This is a genomic window from Streptosporangium sp. 'caverna', assembly GCF_003203775.1.
GTDB lineage: Bacteria > Actinomycetota > Actinomycetes > Streptosporangiales > Streptosporangiaceae > Streptosporangium > Streptosporangium subroseum.
In genome coordinates this window covers 5,903,784-5,920,087 of record NZ_CP029711.1, presented here as the reverse complement: position 1 = coordinate 5,920,087, position 16,304 = coordinate 5,903,784, and the positions used below count along the sequence as shown (strand labels likewise).

Below are 16,304 nucleotides of genomic sequence, written 5' to 3'. Positions count from 1 at the left end.
CTCGCGCGCGGGCCCGACCGCGACGGATGATGTCGCGATGAGCGAAATCGGATTCCTCGGCGTTCCGGAGACCACCGCCGAGGCCCAGCGCCTGTTCGACGACGACGTCTCCGAAGTCGGCTACGTGATGAACGTCTCCAGGCTGTGGGCCTACCAGCCCGCCACCTTGCTCGCGCTCTTCGACCTGTTGGGGGAGACCGTGTCGGCGCACGCGCTCGACGTCCGCCGGCGTGGCATTCTCATCGCCGCCTGCGCGTCGGCCTTCGGTGACTCGTACTGCTCGCTGGCGTGGGGGCGCAAGCTGGCCGAGGCGACCGACGCGCAGACGGCCTCCGGAGTGCTCCGGGGCGATGACGACGGGCTGACCCCCGGCGAGCGAGCGATGGCGAGCTGGGCCAGAAAGGTCGCGCGCGACCCCGGCCGCACCGGCGGAGCCGACGTGCAGGAGCTACGCGACGCCGGGTTCGCCGATGCCCAGATCTTCGCGATCACGGTGTTCGTCGCGCTGCGTCTCGCGTTCTCGACCGTCAACGACGCGCTCGGCGCGCGTCCCGACGCGGCCCTCCGTTCCACGGCGCCCGAAGCCGTTCTCGACGCCGTCACCTTCGGCCGTCCCATCGACGACGAGACACCGGAGATCGGGACGGGTTTTCCCTCGTAGCGGAAGAGATCTCGCCTCGAATGAGCGCCGGGAAGAGGACTTGACGTCCATTGGGTACTTTCATTAGCTTTAGGGCTATAAGCATTAGCCAATGAAGGACGTCATGACGCAGTACCGCCGGCGCTCCGGCCTTCAGGCCGGGTGAAGGCCCGATGTCAGTCCGGCATCCGGGCACGCAGAGCCTGGATGAACCAGTCGAACACCGGCGCCAGGCTCTCCGGGGCCGGCCAGCCGTTGATCACTGCGAGCAGCTCAAGATACAGCTCCCGGCGAGGGTCGTTCGCGGTCTCCAGCCGGGTCAGCAGCCGGTGCCGAAGATCGACGTCGTCGGGGAGGCCGAAGGCGTGCGCGTACTGCGCCGTGACCGCCGCGACGACCGGATCGGCCTGGGACGAGGCCGGGTCGATGCCGGCTGCCAGGGCCGGACCGGCCTGGTCGCGGACCATCGCGGCGGCGTCGCGGCGCGGGAGCGGGGTGTCGCCCCGGGCGCGATCGGCCGCATGCTGCTCGACCAGGCGCCGCATGCCGGCGCGAAAATCCGGGTCCTGGGACAGCTCGGCCAACTCCACCCACGCCTCGACCTGCTCGGCTTCGGGGCTGTCGGGAAGTTCGGGGGTCATCGAGCGCATGATCCCGGCGAATTCGGTGCCGGCGTCCAGGCCGCCGAAGGCGGTGTCGAGGAAATCGCCGATCAGACGTCGGCGTTCGTCCTCGGAGAGCTTGGCGAGCTTGTGCATGAGATCCATCTCCTTGAGGGTGGACCCGCGCCTGGCCACCGCCGTCAGCACCGCGTGCCGCAGGCGCAGCGTCCGGATCTGCACCATCAGCGCTTCGGCGTGCGCCGCGGCGACCTCGGGAAGCGAGATCTCCCGCTCCGCGACCCTCCGGATCGTGGGAAGGTCCAGTCCCAGGTCGCGCAGCGTCCGTACGAGATCCAGGCGTGCGGCGGCGTCGAGGTCGTAGAGGCGGTAGCCGGCCGGGTTGCGGTCGGTCGGCGGCACGATCCCGCGATCGGAGTAGAACCGGATGGCCTTGACCGTCAGCCCGGTCCGCCGGGCCAGGTCACCGATCGTATAGAGCGTGCCGTCGTCCATGCCCTCACCCTTGCGTCTCCCTCTACGGGAGACGCAATCCCATCCGCCCGCCGACGGCGAACCACTCCTCATCCGCAAGCCCTGGAAACCCCTCGACCGTGGGTTCCCGTGAACGACCGTGGCTCTCCCGGCGGTTCGGCTGCCGGCGGGTGGCACGGCATTCCGTACGGCCCGCGTGGGCCGTCTCCCGGGGATCGCCCGGCGACCCGCTCTCCGCCCGGCCCGAGTCGGTGACCTGGACCGATGGCCCGGTCTTGCGGCCGGCCGTCATTGCTTGCGGACGCTCTCGGCCACCGTCATCAGTTCGCCGGCGCCGAACCGGGCGATGTCGATCATGACGGAGATCGCGACGCCCGGCTCCACCAGCCAGAACACCCTCCCGGCATCCTTGAGGCCGGGACGGGAACCGACCTGGACCTTCGTCCACGAGGCCGGATCGCGCTCGTGATACGCCGACATGAAGTCGCGGAGGTCGCCGAGCGTGGCCAAGCCGTCGGAGCGTATGACGATGACCATCAGGTCAACGGAGTGCCCCCCGTCGGCCGTCTCTCTTTCCGAGACCCTTGAGGTGAACCGGACCCCTTCCTCCGGCTCGGATTCGAAGTCCGACGTGCTCGGGCCCACCTCGCGGGGAACGTGCCCGATCACGAATCCGTCCAGCACTCCGCCGCCCTTCGGCATCCGCGGTCCGCCCAGCGCCAGCACCAAACCGGCCACGGCCATCAGAACCCGCATCGCTGTCATCACCCTGCGATCGTGGCACATTCCGGAGCGCCTGGACGATGGTCTGTGAGACCGCTACGACACGGCCGTGTGAACAGGCGGGGTGGTTCGACCACAGGTCGAGTGCAACCCGGCGGCCATGGACCGAGGTCGCCCACCACGGCGGGTCTGGGCCCGTCCGTCGAGCCCTGTGAAGCTTCGCCCGTCGGCCCACGCATCCGCCATCCGGTCGTCTCGGAGCCGGAGCGCTTCGGTCTCAATACTCGTCACCTGTGTGGCGTCGGGTGAGGGGGAAGTCGATCTCTGACCCCATGCTTTTGTCCTGAAATAACTGATTATTCGCATTATGTCGTAAGCAGAGCTAACATTTCTGCATGGGTACAGCAGATCTCCCCGACGCCCTCTCCGGCGTTCTGTTCGGCATCCAGCGGCTCATCCGGCGCAGGCTGCGCCACGGTCTGGGCAGGCCGCCGCTGCGTGGCGCCCAGGTCGAGCTGCTGCGGCTGGTCGCGGCCAACCCCGGGATCGGTGTGTCGGCGGCGGCCAAGGAGCTCTACCTGGCGGGGAACTCGGTGTCCACACTGGTCAACCAGCTCAGGGCGGCCGGTCTGCTACGCCGCGAGACCGACCCCGAGGACCGCCGGTCCGCGCTGTTGTTGCCCACCCCCGAGGCCGAATCGCAGCTGCGGGACTGGCAGGAGCGGCGTGTCGCGCTGGTTCGCGATCAGGTGGAGCGGCTCGGAGAGGCCGACCGGGCGGCGCTGGCCGCCGCGTTGCCGGCGCTTTACAGACTTGCGGAAGGCCTGCAGGAGGAAGTGGAGAAACTATGAGCGATGACGCGCAGACGGTCGCCGACCCCGGAACGACGGCGGGTGAGGCTGCCCGGGACGCCGTCACCTGCAGCGACCTGAGCTACTCCTTCGGCCAGGTGAAAGCCGTGGACGGTCTCGACCTGTCGGTCGCCTCCGGCGAGATATTCGGCCTGCTCGGCCCCAACGGCGCGGGCAAGAGCACCGTCATCCGCTGCGTGACCACGCTGCTGCCGGTCCCGTCCGGCATGGTGCGGGTCTTCGGCCATGACGCGACCAGAGAACGGATGGCGGTGCGCCGCCTGCTCGGCTACGTCCCCCAGCAGCTCTCCGCGGACGCGAGCCTCACCGGGCGGGAGAACGTCGCCCTGTTCGCACGCCTTTTCGACGTCTCCCGCCGTGAGCGCGCCGCCCGCGTCGCCGAGGCGCTGGAGGCGGTCGGGCTCGCCGACGCCGCCGACCGGATGGCGGGAACGTACTCCGGCGGCATGGTGCGCCGCCTCGAACTCGCCCAGGCGCTGATCAGCGCGCCACGCCTGCTGATGCTCGACGAGCCGACGATCGGGCTCGACCCCATCGCCCGTACCAGCGTGTGGGAGCACATCATGGCGGTGCGAGCCGCCACGGGGATGACGGTCCTGGTCACCACCCACTACATGGACGAGGCCGAGCAGTACTGCGACCGGGTCGCGCTGATGCACCAGGGGCGCATACGGGCACTCGGCACACCCGATCAGCTGGTGGCCGATCTGCGCGCCCGCCGCGACGACGGTTCGACGCCGACGCTGGAGGACGTCTTCAGGGACGTCGCGGGCAGTGGTCTTGACGAAGAAGGAGGGGAGTTCCGTGATGTCCGCCGAACCCGCAGAACCGCGTCCCGTGTCGGTTGACGGCCCCGGCGCCCTGGGGCTTGATCTGCTGCTGGTCCCGCCGCGCGCCCGCGCGGGATGGCGCGTGCTGCCGGCCAGGGTCGCCGCGATGTGCGTCGTGGAGCTGCAGAAGCTGCGTCACGACCGCACCGAGCTCTACACCCGCGCGGTCCAGCCTGCCCTGTGGCTGCTGATCTTCGGTGAGACGTTCACCCGGATCAGGGCGATCCCGACCGGGGGCATTCCGTACCTGGACTACCTGGCTCCCGGGATCATCGCCCAGTCGGCGATGTTCATCGCCATCTTCTACGGCATCATGATCATCTGGGAGCGCGACGCGGGCGTTCTCACCAAGCTTCTGGTCACTCCGACCCCCCGGGCCGCACTGGTCACGGGCAAGGCCTTCGCGGCGGGGGTCAAGGCGCTCATCCAGGCGGTCGTCGTGGTCGTCATCGCCGCGGCGCTGGGCGTGTCCCTGACCTGGAACCCGTTGCGCCTGATCGGCGTGGCCGCGGTCGTGATCCTCGGCTCGGCGTTCTTCTCCTGCCTGTCGATGACGATCGCCGGGATCGTCCTGACCCGCGACCGCCTGATGGGCGTCGGCCAGGCCATCACGATGCCGCTCTTCTTCGCCTCCAACGCGCTCTACCCGGTCGCGATCATGCCCGACTGGCTCCGGGCCGTCAGCACGATCAACCCCCTCAGCTACCAGGTCGACGCCCTGCGCGGCCTGCTGCTGGGCACTCCCTCCCACCTGCCGCTGGATTTTGCGGTCCTGATCGTCGCCGCGGCGGTCGGCATCACGGCGGCGTCCTGTCTGCTGGGGCGGCTGGCGCGTTGACGGAGGTCTAAATCACCGACCTTTTATCCATTCTTACGGTTACCTTCTGTTATGCCCCACCTTGCCAAGGCCCTAGTAGCGTGACGTACGCACGCGAGAAAGGGGGTTCCCGCGATGTCACATGTCGTGGACCATCTGGTAAGTGCGATGAACGCTCGCGATCTAGCCGCGACGATGCGGTGTTACAGCCCTCAGGCAGTTGTTGTGGGGCCGGAGCTTCAGGCAGAGGGCCTGGAGGAGATCGCGGCCTGCCATATGCATCTTTTCGAGGGTTTTCCCGCCTTGCGCATGACGGTCTGGGAGAAGGTCGTGTGCGGTGACCTCGTAATGATCGAGGCGTTGGCCTCGGGCGCCCATGGGGGGCCGTTCCTCCTGGCGGGGGGTGAGGTGCTCCAGGCGACGGGGCGAGCCGTCAACATCCGTACGTGCTGGGTGTTCACGCTGGCGGACGACCTCATCGTCAGCCAGCGTGTCTACTATGACCAGCTGGAGGTCTACAGCCAGCTCGGTCTCCGGCTTCCTTCCACCTCGGAGTCGTTCGACTAGGGTCCGTTCCGGAGGCGCATCTCCCGCGGGCGCCTCGGTCAAGCAGCCGCCGAGGGCGGTTCTTCCATCACCGATGACCTGCGCGCCCCGGTTCGAGCGCTCTTCGGTGAGCCGCCCGAGCGCACCCGGCGGCACGCTGCCGCACCGGCGACCGCCATGGCGCGGGGGAGGCGGGCACGGAGCCCCGCCTCCGCCCGTCCGTGCGGGGCGGTGCGTCGACCTCCGTATCCCGCATCTCCGCGTCAGCGGCCGTTCTGGATGATGCGGAAGGGAAATGCGAACGGGTTTTGATTGGGCGAAACGTACTGACGCAGACCCGACATGACAATGCGCCCTCTCCGTGATGATCAGTAATGTAACTTGTAAGGGTCATAGCATGACATTTGACGGCGAATGCAGCCGTGGCGGGGATGGCGGGGACGACGGGGTGTAGGGCACCGTCCCGAGTCGCAGGACCGTTGCCGGGGCTGGATCGCCTGATCCAAGGCTTCCAAGGGGTGACGTGGCCAGCAAAGTTTTGACTGGGCCTGGGGGACGAATCAAAACGGTCCGCCGTCAACGCGGCCTCTCACAGGCGCAACTCGCTCATCCTGAATTATCGGACAGTTATGTGTCCCTCATCGAGAGCGGCAAACGAGTCCCGACGCCTTCGGTCCTGGAGTTACTGGCCGAAAAGCTCGACTGTTCCCTGTCCTATCTGGTCAGCGGGGTGAATGCCGAGCAGAGGGAGCAGATCGAGCTCAGCCTGCAGAGCGCGCGAACGGCGCTGGACAGCGGTGAGACGGACAGGGCTCGCGCCGAGTACGCCAGCCTGGTGGCCGACGAGGTCCTGGTTGAACTTCCCGCGCTGCGGCGTGAGGCCGAGCTCGGGCTGGCGGACGCGATGCAGTCGTGCCGTCAGTGGAGTGAGGCGATCGAACTGCTGACCCGGGTTCGGGAACGCGACGCCAGGGTCATGTCCACCCAGGAGTTGGTGAGCGTCGCCTGTGCGCTGTCGCGGTGCTATCGCCACAGCGGGGACCTGACGCGGGCCGTGCTGGTCGCCGAGGAGATGGTGGACGGCTCCGTCCGCCCCGCGTGGAGCGACGGGCTGGTGCGCCTGGGCGTCAAACTGCTCGCCGCCTACATCGAACGGGGTGATCTGCTGCGGGGCAGCCAGTTCTGCGGCGAGTTGCTCGTGGGCGCCGAACTCGTCGGCGATGCCTCGCTGCTCGCCTCCGTGCACCGGGTGGCAGCACTCCTGGCGGTGGAGAACGGCCGCGGCACCGAGGCGATCAGGCATGTGGAACGAGCCATTGTCGTTTACGGCGATGCCGGTGACCCGGGCCGCCTGCGCCGGCTTCGGAGCGATCGCGCCCGCATCGTGTTGAGCGCCTCCTCCGTGGACACCGCGTCGGTGCGCACGCTGGTGAAGCAGATGGAGGCCGAGCTCGCCGGCGATCCGGCGGCCTCGATCGACGCGATGCGATGCGTGACGAACCTGGTCAACGCCGAGTTGCTGCGAGGTCGCACCGACAGAGCCGCGGAGCACGTCACGGCTCTCCTGCGGATCGCCGAGGGTCTTCCCGAGGAATCGGCCGTCGAGGCCCGCCTGTCGGCGGGCCGGGCACTGGTCGAGCTGGAACGGCCTCAAGATGCGATGCGTGAGCTGACGGCGGTGGCCGAGTGGCTGGCGCGAGCGCCCGCCACTCCGCGGACCGCGCGAATGTGGCTGGCCGTCGCGCAGGCTCTGGAACGGATCGAGGAGCCCGCCCGAAGCGTGGACGCCTACCGGCGGGCGCTGGCCTGCGTGGGGGTGTAAGAGCGCGGATGGGACCCCGGGGTCGCAGGCGAAGCCGCGGGGTCCCAGCGGCTCTTTTACGGGCGGGTCAGATCAGGTCCCGCAGCACAGGCCGCCGCCGTGCTGCGACGAGGTTGTCGCCGGCGAGCTCGAAGTCGACGGAGAGGCCGCCGATGCCGTGCTGGGCAATCCGAAACAGAGGGCGGCCGTGGCCGTGATTCCGACCAAAAAACGTCGTCCGGTTCTCACAGATATCTCCATCGCGATCGCATTTTGTGGATCTTCGTGAGGATTGTCTCGCGTATCGCTAAGTGACACAACTGCCGGTTGCGGCATCTGTGCGGTTATGGCTTAGTGGTGTTTAGGATGCGCTGATGAAGTGGTCCGCGCAGGTCTCCATCCGGCAGCGTCCAGGGAGTACAGCGTGATCGGCAAGAACGTGGGCGAGCGGCTGCGGGAACTGCGTCAGCAGCGCGGCGTGGCCGTATCGCGAATTCCGGGGCCTGGGTTGCCCGAGGAGGAGGTGAAGACGATCGAGCGCGATGCGCGCGACCCCGATGTCGCAGAGCTGCGGATCCTGCCGGAGAGGTTGAGCCGTCCCCTCGCTTTTCCGGGGCATGTGATCACCGATCAGCAGGTGGCCGAGCTGTACGCGCGGATGGGTCGCGCGGAGACGGCTCTGCGCGCGAGAGAGGTCCAGGAGGCCGGACAGGAGTTCGCGCGACTGAGCGCGGAGCCCGCGCTCGAGTTCCTGCCCGACCTGCGCCGGCGTGTCGGATACGGATCGGCTCGCGCGCTGGAGGTCACCGGCAACTGGCCGGCGGCGATCGAGCAGCTGAGAACGCTGCTGGAGGAGGCGTGCTCGGTGCGTGCCGAAATAGAGGCCGCACTGGCCGACGTGGAGGTGGAGTTTCGCGAGCAGCGCATGTCGATCGCTCTGGCGCTGTGCCGGTGCCATCGCGAGGCGGGTGAGCTGCCGGCTGCCGTACGGGTCGGCGAGGAGGCCCTGGATCGTGAGGAGCCTCTGGGATGGACCGACCGGCTGGTGGAACTGGCCTCGACGTTGCTGGCGGCCTACATCGAGCGCGGTGACCGCGAGCGGATGACGCAGTTCGCCACCCAGCTCCTGGAGGAGGCCGACCGGCTCGGATCGCCTCGGGCCATCGTGGCGGCGTCCTGGAACAGCGCGGTGGTGGCCCATGTCCTCGGTGACTTCCTGGAAGCCGATCACCTGAGCAACCGGGCCATCCGCCTGCAGGCCACCCTGGATGATCCACTGGAGGTGGGCCGGCTCCGGATGTGCATGGCCATACACGCTTTGCTGTATGCCGTGGAGGACATCGATATCGAGAAGGTCGATCGGATGCTCACCCAGGCGCATGCGGAGTTGGTGGCGGCCTCGGCCCACCCGGGCGACATCGCCTCGTGCCTGCTGTCGCTGGCCCGCGTCGATCTTCTACGGGGCAGGCCAGAGCGTGCCCTCGATCGCGGGCTGAAGACGGTGGAGCAGCTGGCGGGCGTGGTGGGGCCGGTGGCGGTGGAGGCGCACCAGTTGCTGGCGCAGGTCTATCAGGCGCTCGGGCGCGTGGAGGAGGCGGTGGCCGCGCAGACCGGGGCCGCGCGGGAGCTGGAGCGGATGAAGGCGCTGCGGCGAGCCTCGGAGGCGTGGATGGCCGTCGCCGACCTTTACGACGGCGCGGGACAGTCGGATCAGAGGCACGCCGCGCTGCGGCAGGCCCTGACGTGCGCGGAGTTGTAGGAGCGGGCACCGGGACGCACGGCGGGAACGGGCGCCCGGCGCTGTAGGAAGTGGCAGGAAAACGAGCCGATCACGGGTCGTGGGTGCCGCCCCCACGGCGGCGTCCACGACCCGCGTGCGGGCCGGACCACTCGGCCCCACCCGGGCCACTCAGCCCGACGAGGTGTCGAAGTGGAGCTCGGAGGTGATCCGGTAGCGGTCGCCGCGATAGATCGAGCGGGTGAACTCGACGATCCGCCCGCCTGAGTCGCGGGAGGTGCGCTCGATGAGCAGGGCGGGGGCGTGCTGGGGCACGTTGAGCAGCTCGGCCTCGATCTCGTCGGTGACGGTCGGCTCGATGCTCTGGGTCGCGCTGCGCACGTCGACGCCGAATCGGGTGCGGAGGAACTGGTAGAAGTTACCCGACTCCATGTCGTCGGGTCCGAGGCCGGCCACGAGGGCGTGCGGCAGGTGGATGCGCTCGATCGCGATGGGCTCGTCGTCGACCGTGCGCAGCCGTACCACGCGCAGGACGGGGTCGGCGGGGGAGACCTGGAGGCGATGGGCGAGCCTGGCGGTGGCGGGGGCCGAGTCGAACTCCAGGATGCGGCTGAGCCAGTGGCCCTCGGCCGCGGGGGCGTGGAAGGAACTGCTCCCCGCCGCGAGGACCTGGGTGACCTTGCGAGGGCCGGTGAACGTGCCCCGGCCGTGCTCGCGGATGAGGATGCCCCGGTGCACCAGCCCGTCTATCGCGGCGCGCAGCGTCGGGCGTGAGACGCCCAGCTCCCGGCAGAGGTCCCGTTCGGACGGGATGGCGCTGCCTGGCTCCTTGTCGGCGATGAGGTCGAGCAGGAAGTCTCTGACCCGGTCGCGTTTGAGCCCCGTTGGAAGATTCAACCCCGTTGTCTGCACATTTGGACCTTACCAACAACTTACCAGTGCGGGTAGCTGGGTTCCCTGGTGAATCGGCAAGTCACTGGTTTATTACGCCTATTGACATGCCAACTGGTTAAGACCACTCTCCTCTCATCGGGTTACCAATAACTGACCACTGGGAGAACCCATGAGGTACCGCTTACTCGCCACGGCGGCGGCGCTCTCCGTCGGCCTCACCGCGTGCAGCTCCTCGTCGGAAACCGCGGCCGCCCCGGACGGGACCGCGAGCGCGAGTGCCACCAAGCTGACCGTCTGGGTCATGCGGGACAGCTTCTCCGACCCCGTGCTCGACCGCTTCAAGACCGCCTTCCAGCAGTCCCACGCCGGCGTCACCCTCGACATCCAGATCCAGGAGTGGGACGGCATCGGCCAGAAGGTGATCAGCGCTCTGGCCAGCAAGGACGCTCCCGACGTGATCGAGGTCGGCAACACCCAGGTCGCCGAGTACTCCGCCAGCGGCGGCGTGAAGGACCTCACCGACAAGGTCGCCGACCTCGGCGGCGCCGACTGGATCCCCGGACTGGCCGAGCCCGGCAAGATCGACGGCCGGCAGTACGGCATCCCGTGGTACGCCGCCAACCGGGTCGTGATCTACAACAAGGACCTTTTCGCCAAGGCCGGTGTCACCACGCCGCCGAAGACCAGGGACGAGTGGCTGGACGTCACCGCCAAGCTCAACAAGGGCGGCGACCAGGGCATCTACCTGCCCGGCCAGAACTGGTACACCCTCGCCGGGTTCATCTGGGACGAGGGCGGCGACCTGGCGGTCAAGGAGGGCGACCAGTGGAAGGGCGCGCTGAACACGCCGCAGGCGCTGGCCGGTGCGGAGTTCTACAAGAAGCTGCAGGCCCTCGGCGAGGGTCCCAAGGACTCCGACGAGGCCAAGCCGCTGCAGGCCACCGTCTTCGCCAAGGGTGACGTCGCCCAGCTCATCTCGGCCCCCGGCGGGGCCGTGGCGATCGAGAAGGCCAACCCCGACCTGAAGGGCAAGCTCGGCTTCTTCCCGATCCCCGGCAAGACCGCCGACAAGCCGGGCGCCGTCTTCACCGGCGGGTCCGACCTGGTCATCCCCGAGGCCTCCCTGCACCAGGACGAGGCCTACGAGGTGGTCAAGGCCCTGGCCGGGGAGGAGTTCCAGCTCGACATGGCCAAGGAGATGAGCTACGTGCCCAACAAGGTCTCCTTCGCCGGGGTCCTGAGCGGCAACGAGGCCACCGCCGCCATGGCGGCGGGCGCCGCGAACGGCCACGCGACCCCCAACTCGCCCAACTGGGCGGCGGTCGAGGCCAAGAACCTGATCAAGGAATACATGACCAAGTTCCTCACCGGCGACGATGCCACCGCCGACGCCGGCGCGGCCTCCGAGGCCATCACCGCCATCCTCAACACCAAGTCCTGACCGGCCCCCTCGCCGGCTCCACCACCTGAGGAGTGTGCTGTGTCCCCGGTGCCCGCCGCACCCCAGGCCACCCGGCCGCGTCCCCGCACCCCGGAGGCGACCCCGCCGCCCCGGGCTCCGAGACGGTTCAGGCCGGCCGACCTCTGGCCGTACCTGCTGATCGCGCCGACGCTGGCGGGCACCGCGTACCTGCTCGTCTACCCGCTGGTGCGCAGCGTCGTGATCTCCTTCCAGCACTTCAGGCTGGGAGAGCTCATCCGCGGCGGGGCGGCGTTCGTCGGCTTCGACAACTACGCCGAGGTGCTCGGGGGCGCCGAGTTCTGGACGGTGGTGCGGCGGACCCTCGTCTGGACCGCCGTCAACGTCGTCCTCATCACGCTGATCTCGACGCTGGTCGCGCTGATGCTGCCCAGGCTCGGGCGCTGGATGCGGCTCGCGGTGATGAGCGGGATGGTCCTCACCTGGGCCACCCCGGTGCTCGCCGCGACGACGATCTTCCAGTGGCTCTTCCAGTCGCGGCTCGGGGTGGTCAACTGGCTGCTGGTCACGCTCGGGTTCGACTCCTTCAAGGACTACACCTGGTTCGCCGACGGCAACTCCACCTTCGCGATCCTGGTCGCGCTGGTGGTCTGGCAGTCGGTGCCGTTCGCCGCGCTGACCCTGTATGCGGGGCTGACCACCGTCCCCACCGAGCTGTACGAGTCGGCGCGGATCGACGGCGCGAGCGGATGGCAGATCTTCCGCTCCGTCACCTTCCCGATCCTGCGCCCGCTCTTCGGTCTGATCGTCTCGCTGGAGGTGATCTGGGTCTTCAAGTGCTTCGCGCAGATCTGGGCGATCAGCAAGGGAGGACCCGACGAGGCCACCACCACGCTGCCCGTCTACGCCTTCCAGATCGCGCAGTCGCTCCACAAGTACGACCTCGGCTCGGCGGTGTCCACGCTCACCGTGCTGATCCTGATCGCGGTCCTCATCACCCACCTACGGCGGATGCTCAAGCACGAAGGAGAGCAAGCATGAGGCCGCGCCGCGTCCTGCTCAACCTCGCGGCCCTCGGGGTCCTCGCGGTCTCGGTCTTCCCCGTCTACTGGATGGTGCTGACCGCGTTCAAGCCGACGACCGACATCATGTCGGAGACGCCGACCTTCTGGCCCGCGCACCCCACGCTGGAGCACTTCACGACGGCCGTGGGAACACCGGGATTCTGGACCTTCTGGGGCAACAGCCTGTCGATCACGGTGGGCGCGGTGCTGCTCGCGCTGGTCGTCGCGCTGCTGGCCGCCTTCGCGGTGGCCAGGATGCGCTGGCGCGGGCGGCGGGCCTTCATCCTGATGGTCTTCATCGCCCAGATGGCGCCCTGGGAGGCGCTGCTGGTGTCGATGTACATCGTCGCCCGCGACACCGGCATGCTCGACAAGCTGTCGATGCTCACACTGATCTACTTCATGACCACGCTGCCGTTCACGATCGTGACCCTGCGCGGCTTCATCGCGGCCATCCCCCCCGAGCTGGAGGAGGCCGCCCAGATGGACGGCTGCAGCCGTACCGCGGCCTTCCGCAGGGTGGTGCTGCCGCTGCTGGCGCCGGGGCTGATGTCGACCTCGCTCTTCGGCTTCATCACCGCGTGGAACGAGTTCGCCTTCGCCAACGCGCTCATCATCAAGAACCAGGCCGACAGGACCCTGCCCGTCTGGCTCTCCTCCTTCAGCAACGTCTTCGGCACGGACTGGGGCGCCACCATGGCCGCCGCCACGCTCTTCATGCTTCCCGTGCTCGCCATCTTCCTCGTCCTGCAGCGCCGGGTCACCTCAGGGTTGATCGCCGGCGCGGTGAAGGGATAAACCAACGTGATGATTCCGCGGCCACGTGAACTGGCCGTACCCGGGGGCTCCGTCCCGTTCCACGACGATCTCCTGCGGCACCGTCCCGACGACCCGTCGCTCGGCGCGGAGGGCTACCGTCTCGAGGTCACGGCCTCCGCCGCCGAACTGACCGCCGGAGGCCCCGCGGGGAGGTTCTACGCCCTGCAGACGCTGGGCCAGCTCGGACCCGACGTGCCGTACGGGATCATCGAGGACTCACCGAGGTTCGCCTGGCGGGGCGTCATGCTCGACGTCGCCAGGCACTTCATGCCCAAGGACTTCGTGCTCCGCCTGATCGACCTCCTGGCGCTGCACAAGCTCAACGTCCTGCACCTGCACCTGACCGACGACCAGGGCTGGCGTCTGGAGATCAAGGGCTACCCCCGGCTCACCGAGGTCAGCGGGGACTTCTACACCCAGGAGGACATCCGCGAGATCGTCTCCTACGCGGCCGACCGGTTCGTGACCGTCGTCCCCGAGATCGAGATGCCGGGCCACGCCCAGGCCGCCATCGCCGCCTACCCCCGCCTCGGCAACCAGCCCTCCCGCCGGCTCGAGGTCTGGGACGGGTGGGGGGTCAGCGAGCACGTGCTCAACCTGGACGAGGCCACGCTCCGGTTCTGCACGGACGTGCTCGACGAGGTGGTGGACCTCTTCCCCGGACAGTACGTCCACGTCGGCGGGGACGAGTGCCCCCCGGCGGAGTGGGAGCGCAGCGAGACCGCCCAGCGGCGGCTGCGCGAGCTCGGCCTGCCGGGGGCCGGGGCCGCGCGGGCCTGGTTCACCGGCAGGATGGCCGAGCATCTCACCGAGCGGGGACGCCGTCTCGTCTACTGGTACGAGAAGCCCGGTGCGACGCCGGGCACGACCGCGATGACCTGGCTGGACGAGGAGAGCGGCCCGCGCGCCGCGACCGAGGGCCTGGACGTGGTGCTCACGCCGCACCGCCGCACCTACTTCGACTATCCGTCCGATGTGCCGGGCCCTCAGGGGTTCGCGCTCACCCTCGCCGACGCCTACGGCTTCACCCCGCCCGAGACGCCCGCGGGGGCGAGCGGCCGGATCCTCGGGGTGCAGTGCCAGCTCTGGACGGAGTACATGCCCACGCCCGCGCGGGTGGAGTACATGGCGTTCCCCCGCCTGTGCGCCTTCGCCGAGGTCGCGTGGGGCACGGCCGGCGACTACCCGGACTTCCTCGGAAGGCTCGAGGCGCACCTCGCCCGCCTGGCGGCGCGAGGCGTCAACGTCGGCCCGCTCAACCCGTAGCCGAGCGGCCCGGGGCGTCCGACGCCCGCCCGGCCCACAACCGGGTGGCGCGAGGCGTCGACGCCGGCCCGCTCGACCCACAGGACTCGGGGACCCCTCACCCTGAAAGGGAAGGCATTGTTCAAGAAACTGTTATGGGGCGGCCTGGTGGCCGCACTGCTGGCCGCCCTGGCCGTCGTCACCCCCGCCAGCGCCGCGCAGTCGCTGCGGCTGCAGTACAGGACGAGCGCCACCGGCGCCACCGCAGACCAGGTCGAGCCATGGTTCAACCTGGTCAACTCCGGCACGACGTCCGTGCCGCTGAGCGGTGTGAAGATCCGCTACTACTTCAAGGCCGACTCCGCCGCGCAGCAGTACCGTTTCGCCTGCTCCTGGGCGGTCCTGTCCTGCTCCACGGTGACCGGCGTCTTCGGCACCCTCTCGCCCGGCACGGCCACCGCCGACCGCTACCTGGAGGTGGGCTTCACCGCCGGCACCCTCGCGGCCGGCGCCTCGACCGGTGACCTCCAGCTCCGCTTCTACCGGGCGGACTGGCAGACGCTGACCCAGAGCGACGACTACTCCTTCAGCGCGGCCCGGACCACGTACGGCGACTGGACCAAGGTCGCCGTCTACACCGGTGGCAGCCTCGCGTGGGGCACGCCGCCCGCGGGAGGAACGGGCCCGTCGCCCACCCCGACCCCGACCCCGACGGTTCCGCCCACCAACCCCGGCGGCGACGGCGTGGTCTTCGACGACTTCGCCTACACCGGCTCGGCCGACCCGGCCATCACCGCGCACAACTGGACGGTCCGCACCAACAGCGGCGGTCCCGGCGTGCCCGGCGCGAGCTGGCCCGCCTCCAACGTCACCTTCCCGTCGATCGGCACCGGCAACAAGGCCCTGCAGCTTCGGGCCGCCACCGACGGCACCACCGGCGGGACCTCGCAGTCGGAGTTCCTGAACCAGCGCAAGTTCTTCGAGGGCACCTACGCCGCCCGGGTGAAGTTCTCCGACACGCCGGAGAGCGGCCCCGACGGCGACAACATCGTGCAGACCTTCTTCACGATCACCCCGCTCGCAGCCGACCTCGACCCGAACTACAGCGAACAGGACTTCGAGTACCTGCCCAACGGCGGCTGGGGCGCCCAGGGCCCGATCATGTACGCCACCACCTGGGAGACCTACCGCAACGAGCCCTGGCTGGCGGTCAACGTCCACCAGGAGCAGACGGCCAGCTACAACGGCTGGCACGACCTGGTGTTGCAGGTCGCCGGAGGGAACGTCAAGTACTACATCGACGGCGTCCTCTTCGCCCAGCACGGCGACATCTACTACCCCGAGACGCCGCAGTCGGTGAACTTCAACCTCTGGTTCATCGGCGGCGGACTCGTCGGCAGCTCGACCCCGCGGGCCTACAACCAGCAGGTCGACTGGTTCTACTTCAGCAAGAACGAAGTGGTCGCCCCGGCCGAGGTCGTCAACCGGGTGAACGGCTACCGTACGACGGCCACGACCTGGAAGGACACCGTCCCCAACCCCTGACGGACGCATGAGGGAGGCACCATCGCAGGGCGGCTGCGATGGTGCCTCCGGTCAAAGCGGCTCGCCGCGCGGCTCGGGGAGCACGGCGACGGGTGGCAGACCCAGGCCGGCCATGGCCTGGCGGGCGCATCGGCGTACGGCAGAGAACTCCCGGTACTGCCTCGGCACCGCGTTCCGCACGATCTCCGTCTCTTCCGGGAACGGCACATCCGGGGGCACTTCGTCGTTCCGCGTGCTCACGCAAGACACCAGGTCC

16 protein-coding genes are annotated in these 16,304 nt (G+C 68.9%); 12 read left to right on the top strand and 4 right to left on the bottom strand.

The genetic code is table 11. From position 1 onward, the window contains the following. Positions 1-37: 37 nt before the first annotated feature. On the top strand, positions 38-661 hold the full coding sequence (locus DKM19_RS26045; RefSeq protein ID WP_110699018.1) for a carboxymuconolactone decarboxylase family protein: 624 nt from the start codon (positions 38-40) through the stop codon (positions 659-661). 155 nt (positions 662-816) lie between these two features. Here the strand turns inward: DKM19_RS26045 and DKM19_RS26040 are convergent, their stop codons facing one another. Beyond that, positions 817-1,755, bottom strand: coding sequence for a MerR family transcriptional regulator (locus DKM19_RS26040; RefSeq protein WP_110699017.1), 939 nt, complete (start codon positions 1,753-1,755; stop codon positions 817-819). Between the two features lie 267 nt (positions 1,756-2,022). Further along, a complete protein-coding gene (locus tag DKM19_RS26035; RefSeq protein ID WP_110699016.1) occupies positions 2,023-2,490 on the bottom strand; it encodes a hypothetical protein in 468 nt (155 codons plus the stop codon). A 362-nt stretch (positions 2,491-2,852) separates the two neighbouring features. Here DKM19_RS26035 and DKM19_RS26030 point away from each other — a divergent pair, with 362 nt between their 5' ends. The 6 genes from DKM19_RS26030 to DKM19_RS26005 all read left to right on the top strand — a co-directional run bounded on the left by DKM19_RS26030 (position 2,853) and on the right by DKM19_RS26005 (position 9,082). Further along, entirely contained in the window at positions 2,853-3,308 is a 456-nt protein-coding gene (locus DKM19_RS26030) for a MarR family winged helix-turn-helix transcriptional regulator (protein WP_110699015.1), read from the top strand. Beyond that, positions 3,305-4,177 (top strand): ABC transporter ATP-binding protein, encoded by an 873-nt coding sequence (locus tag DKM19_RS26025; protein ID WP_110699014.1) that lies wholly within the window; start codon positions 3,305-3,307, stop codon positions 4,175-4,177. Before DKM19_RS26030 ends, DKM19_RS26025 begins: the two co-directional genes overlap by 4 nt. Further along, positions 4,137-4,997 carry an ABC transporter permease gene (locus DKM19_RS26020; protein ID WP_110699013.1) on the top strand — a complete coding sequence of 287 codons (861 nt, stop codon included), beginning with the start codon at positions 4,137-4,139 and terminating at the stop codon, positions 4,995-4,997. Before DKM19_RS26025 ends, DKM19_RS26020 begins: the two co-directional genes overlap by 41 nt. A gap of 114 nt (positions 4,998-5,111) precedes the next feature. After that, positions 5,112-5,543: an ester cyclase gene (locus tag DKM19_RS26015; protein ID WP_110699012.1), complete on the top strand. Its 432-nt coding sequence runs from the start codon at positions 5,112-5,114 to the stop codon at positions 5,541-5,543. A 502-nt stretch (positions 5,544-6,045) separates the two neighbouring features. Continuing rightward, the gene (locus tag DKM19_RS26010) at positions 6,046-7,344 is read left to right on the top strand and encodes a helix-turn-helix domain-containing protein (RefSeq protein WP_239513592.1); all 1,299 of its coding nucleotides are present in this window, start codon (positions 6,046-6,048) and stop codon (positions 7,342-7,344) included. Positions 7,345-7,747: 403 nt separating this feature from the next. Next, the gene (locus tag DKM19_RS26005) at positions 7,748-9,082 is read left to right on the top strand and encodes a hypothetical protein (protein WP_110699010.1); all 1,335 of its coding nucleotides are present in this window, start codon (positions 7,748-7,750) and stop codon (positions 9,080-9,082) included. Between the two features lie 150 nt (positions 9,083-9,232). Here DKM19_RS26005 and DKM19_RS26000 read toward each other — a convergent pair whose 3' ends face one another. Next, a complete protein-coding gene (locus tag DKM19_RS26000; RefSeq protein WP_089210015.1) occupies positions 9,233-9,958 on the bottom strand; it encodes a GntR family transcriptional regulator in 726 nt (241 codons plus the stop codon). Between the two features lie 166 nt (positions 9,959-10,124). On the opposite strand from DKM19_RS26000, the gene DKM19_RS25995 reads away from it, so the two are divergent. From DKM19_RS25995 to DKM19_RS25975, 5 genes are all read left to right on the top strand, one after another. Beyond that, positions 10,125-11,396 carry an extracellular solute-binding protein gene (locus tag DKM19_RS25995; RefSeq protein ID WP_110699009.1) on the top strand — a complete coding sequence of 424 codons (1,272 nt, stop codon included), beginning with the start codon at positions 10,125-10,127 and terminating at the stop codon, positions 11,394-11,396. A gap of 39 nt (positions 11,397-11,435) precedes the next feature. After that, the gene (locus DKM19_RS25990; RefSeq protein ID WP_204358223.1) at positions 11,436-12,416 is read left to right on the top strand and encodes a carbohydrate ABC transporter permease; all 981 of its coding nucleotides are present in this window, start codon (positions 11,436-11,438) and stop codon (positions 12,414-12,416) included. Continuing rightward, positions 12,413-13,237: a carbohydrate ABC transporter permease gene (locus DKM19_RS25985; protein ID WP_110699008.1), complete on the top strand. Its 825-nt coding sequence runs from the start codon at positions 12,413-12,415 to the stop codon at positions 13,235-13,237. The genes DKM19_RS25990 and DKM19_RS25985 overlap by 4 nt, the downstream gene beginning before the upstream one ends. Positions 13,238-13,246: 9 nt before the next feature. Continuing rightward, entirely contained in the window at positions 13,247-14,524 is a 1,278-nt protein-coding gene (locus DKM19_RS25980) for a beta-N-acetylhexosaminidase (RefSeq protein WP_239514483.1), read from the top strand. Positions 14,525-14,641: 117 nt separating this feature from the next. Next, entirely contained in the window at positions 14,642-16,048 is a 1,407-nt protein-coding gene (locus DKM19_RS25975) for a cellulose binding domain-containing protein (protein WP_110699006.1), read from the top strand. A 51-nt stretch (positions 16,049-16,099) separates the two neighbouring features. On the opposite strand, the gene DKM19_RS25970 is transcribed toward DKM19_RS25975, so the two are convergent. Next, positions 16,100-16,288: a hypothetical protein gene (locus tag DKM19_RS25970; protein ID WP_162641760.1), complete on the bottom strand. Its 189-nt coding sequence runs from the start codon at positions 16,286-16,288 to the stop codon at positions 16,100-16,102. Positions 16,289-16,304 lie beyond the last annotated feature (16 nt).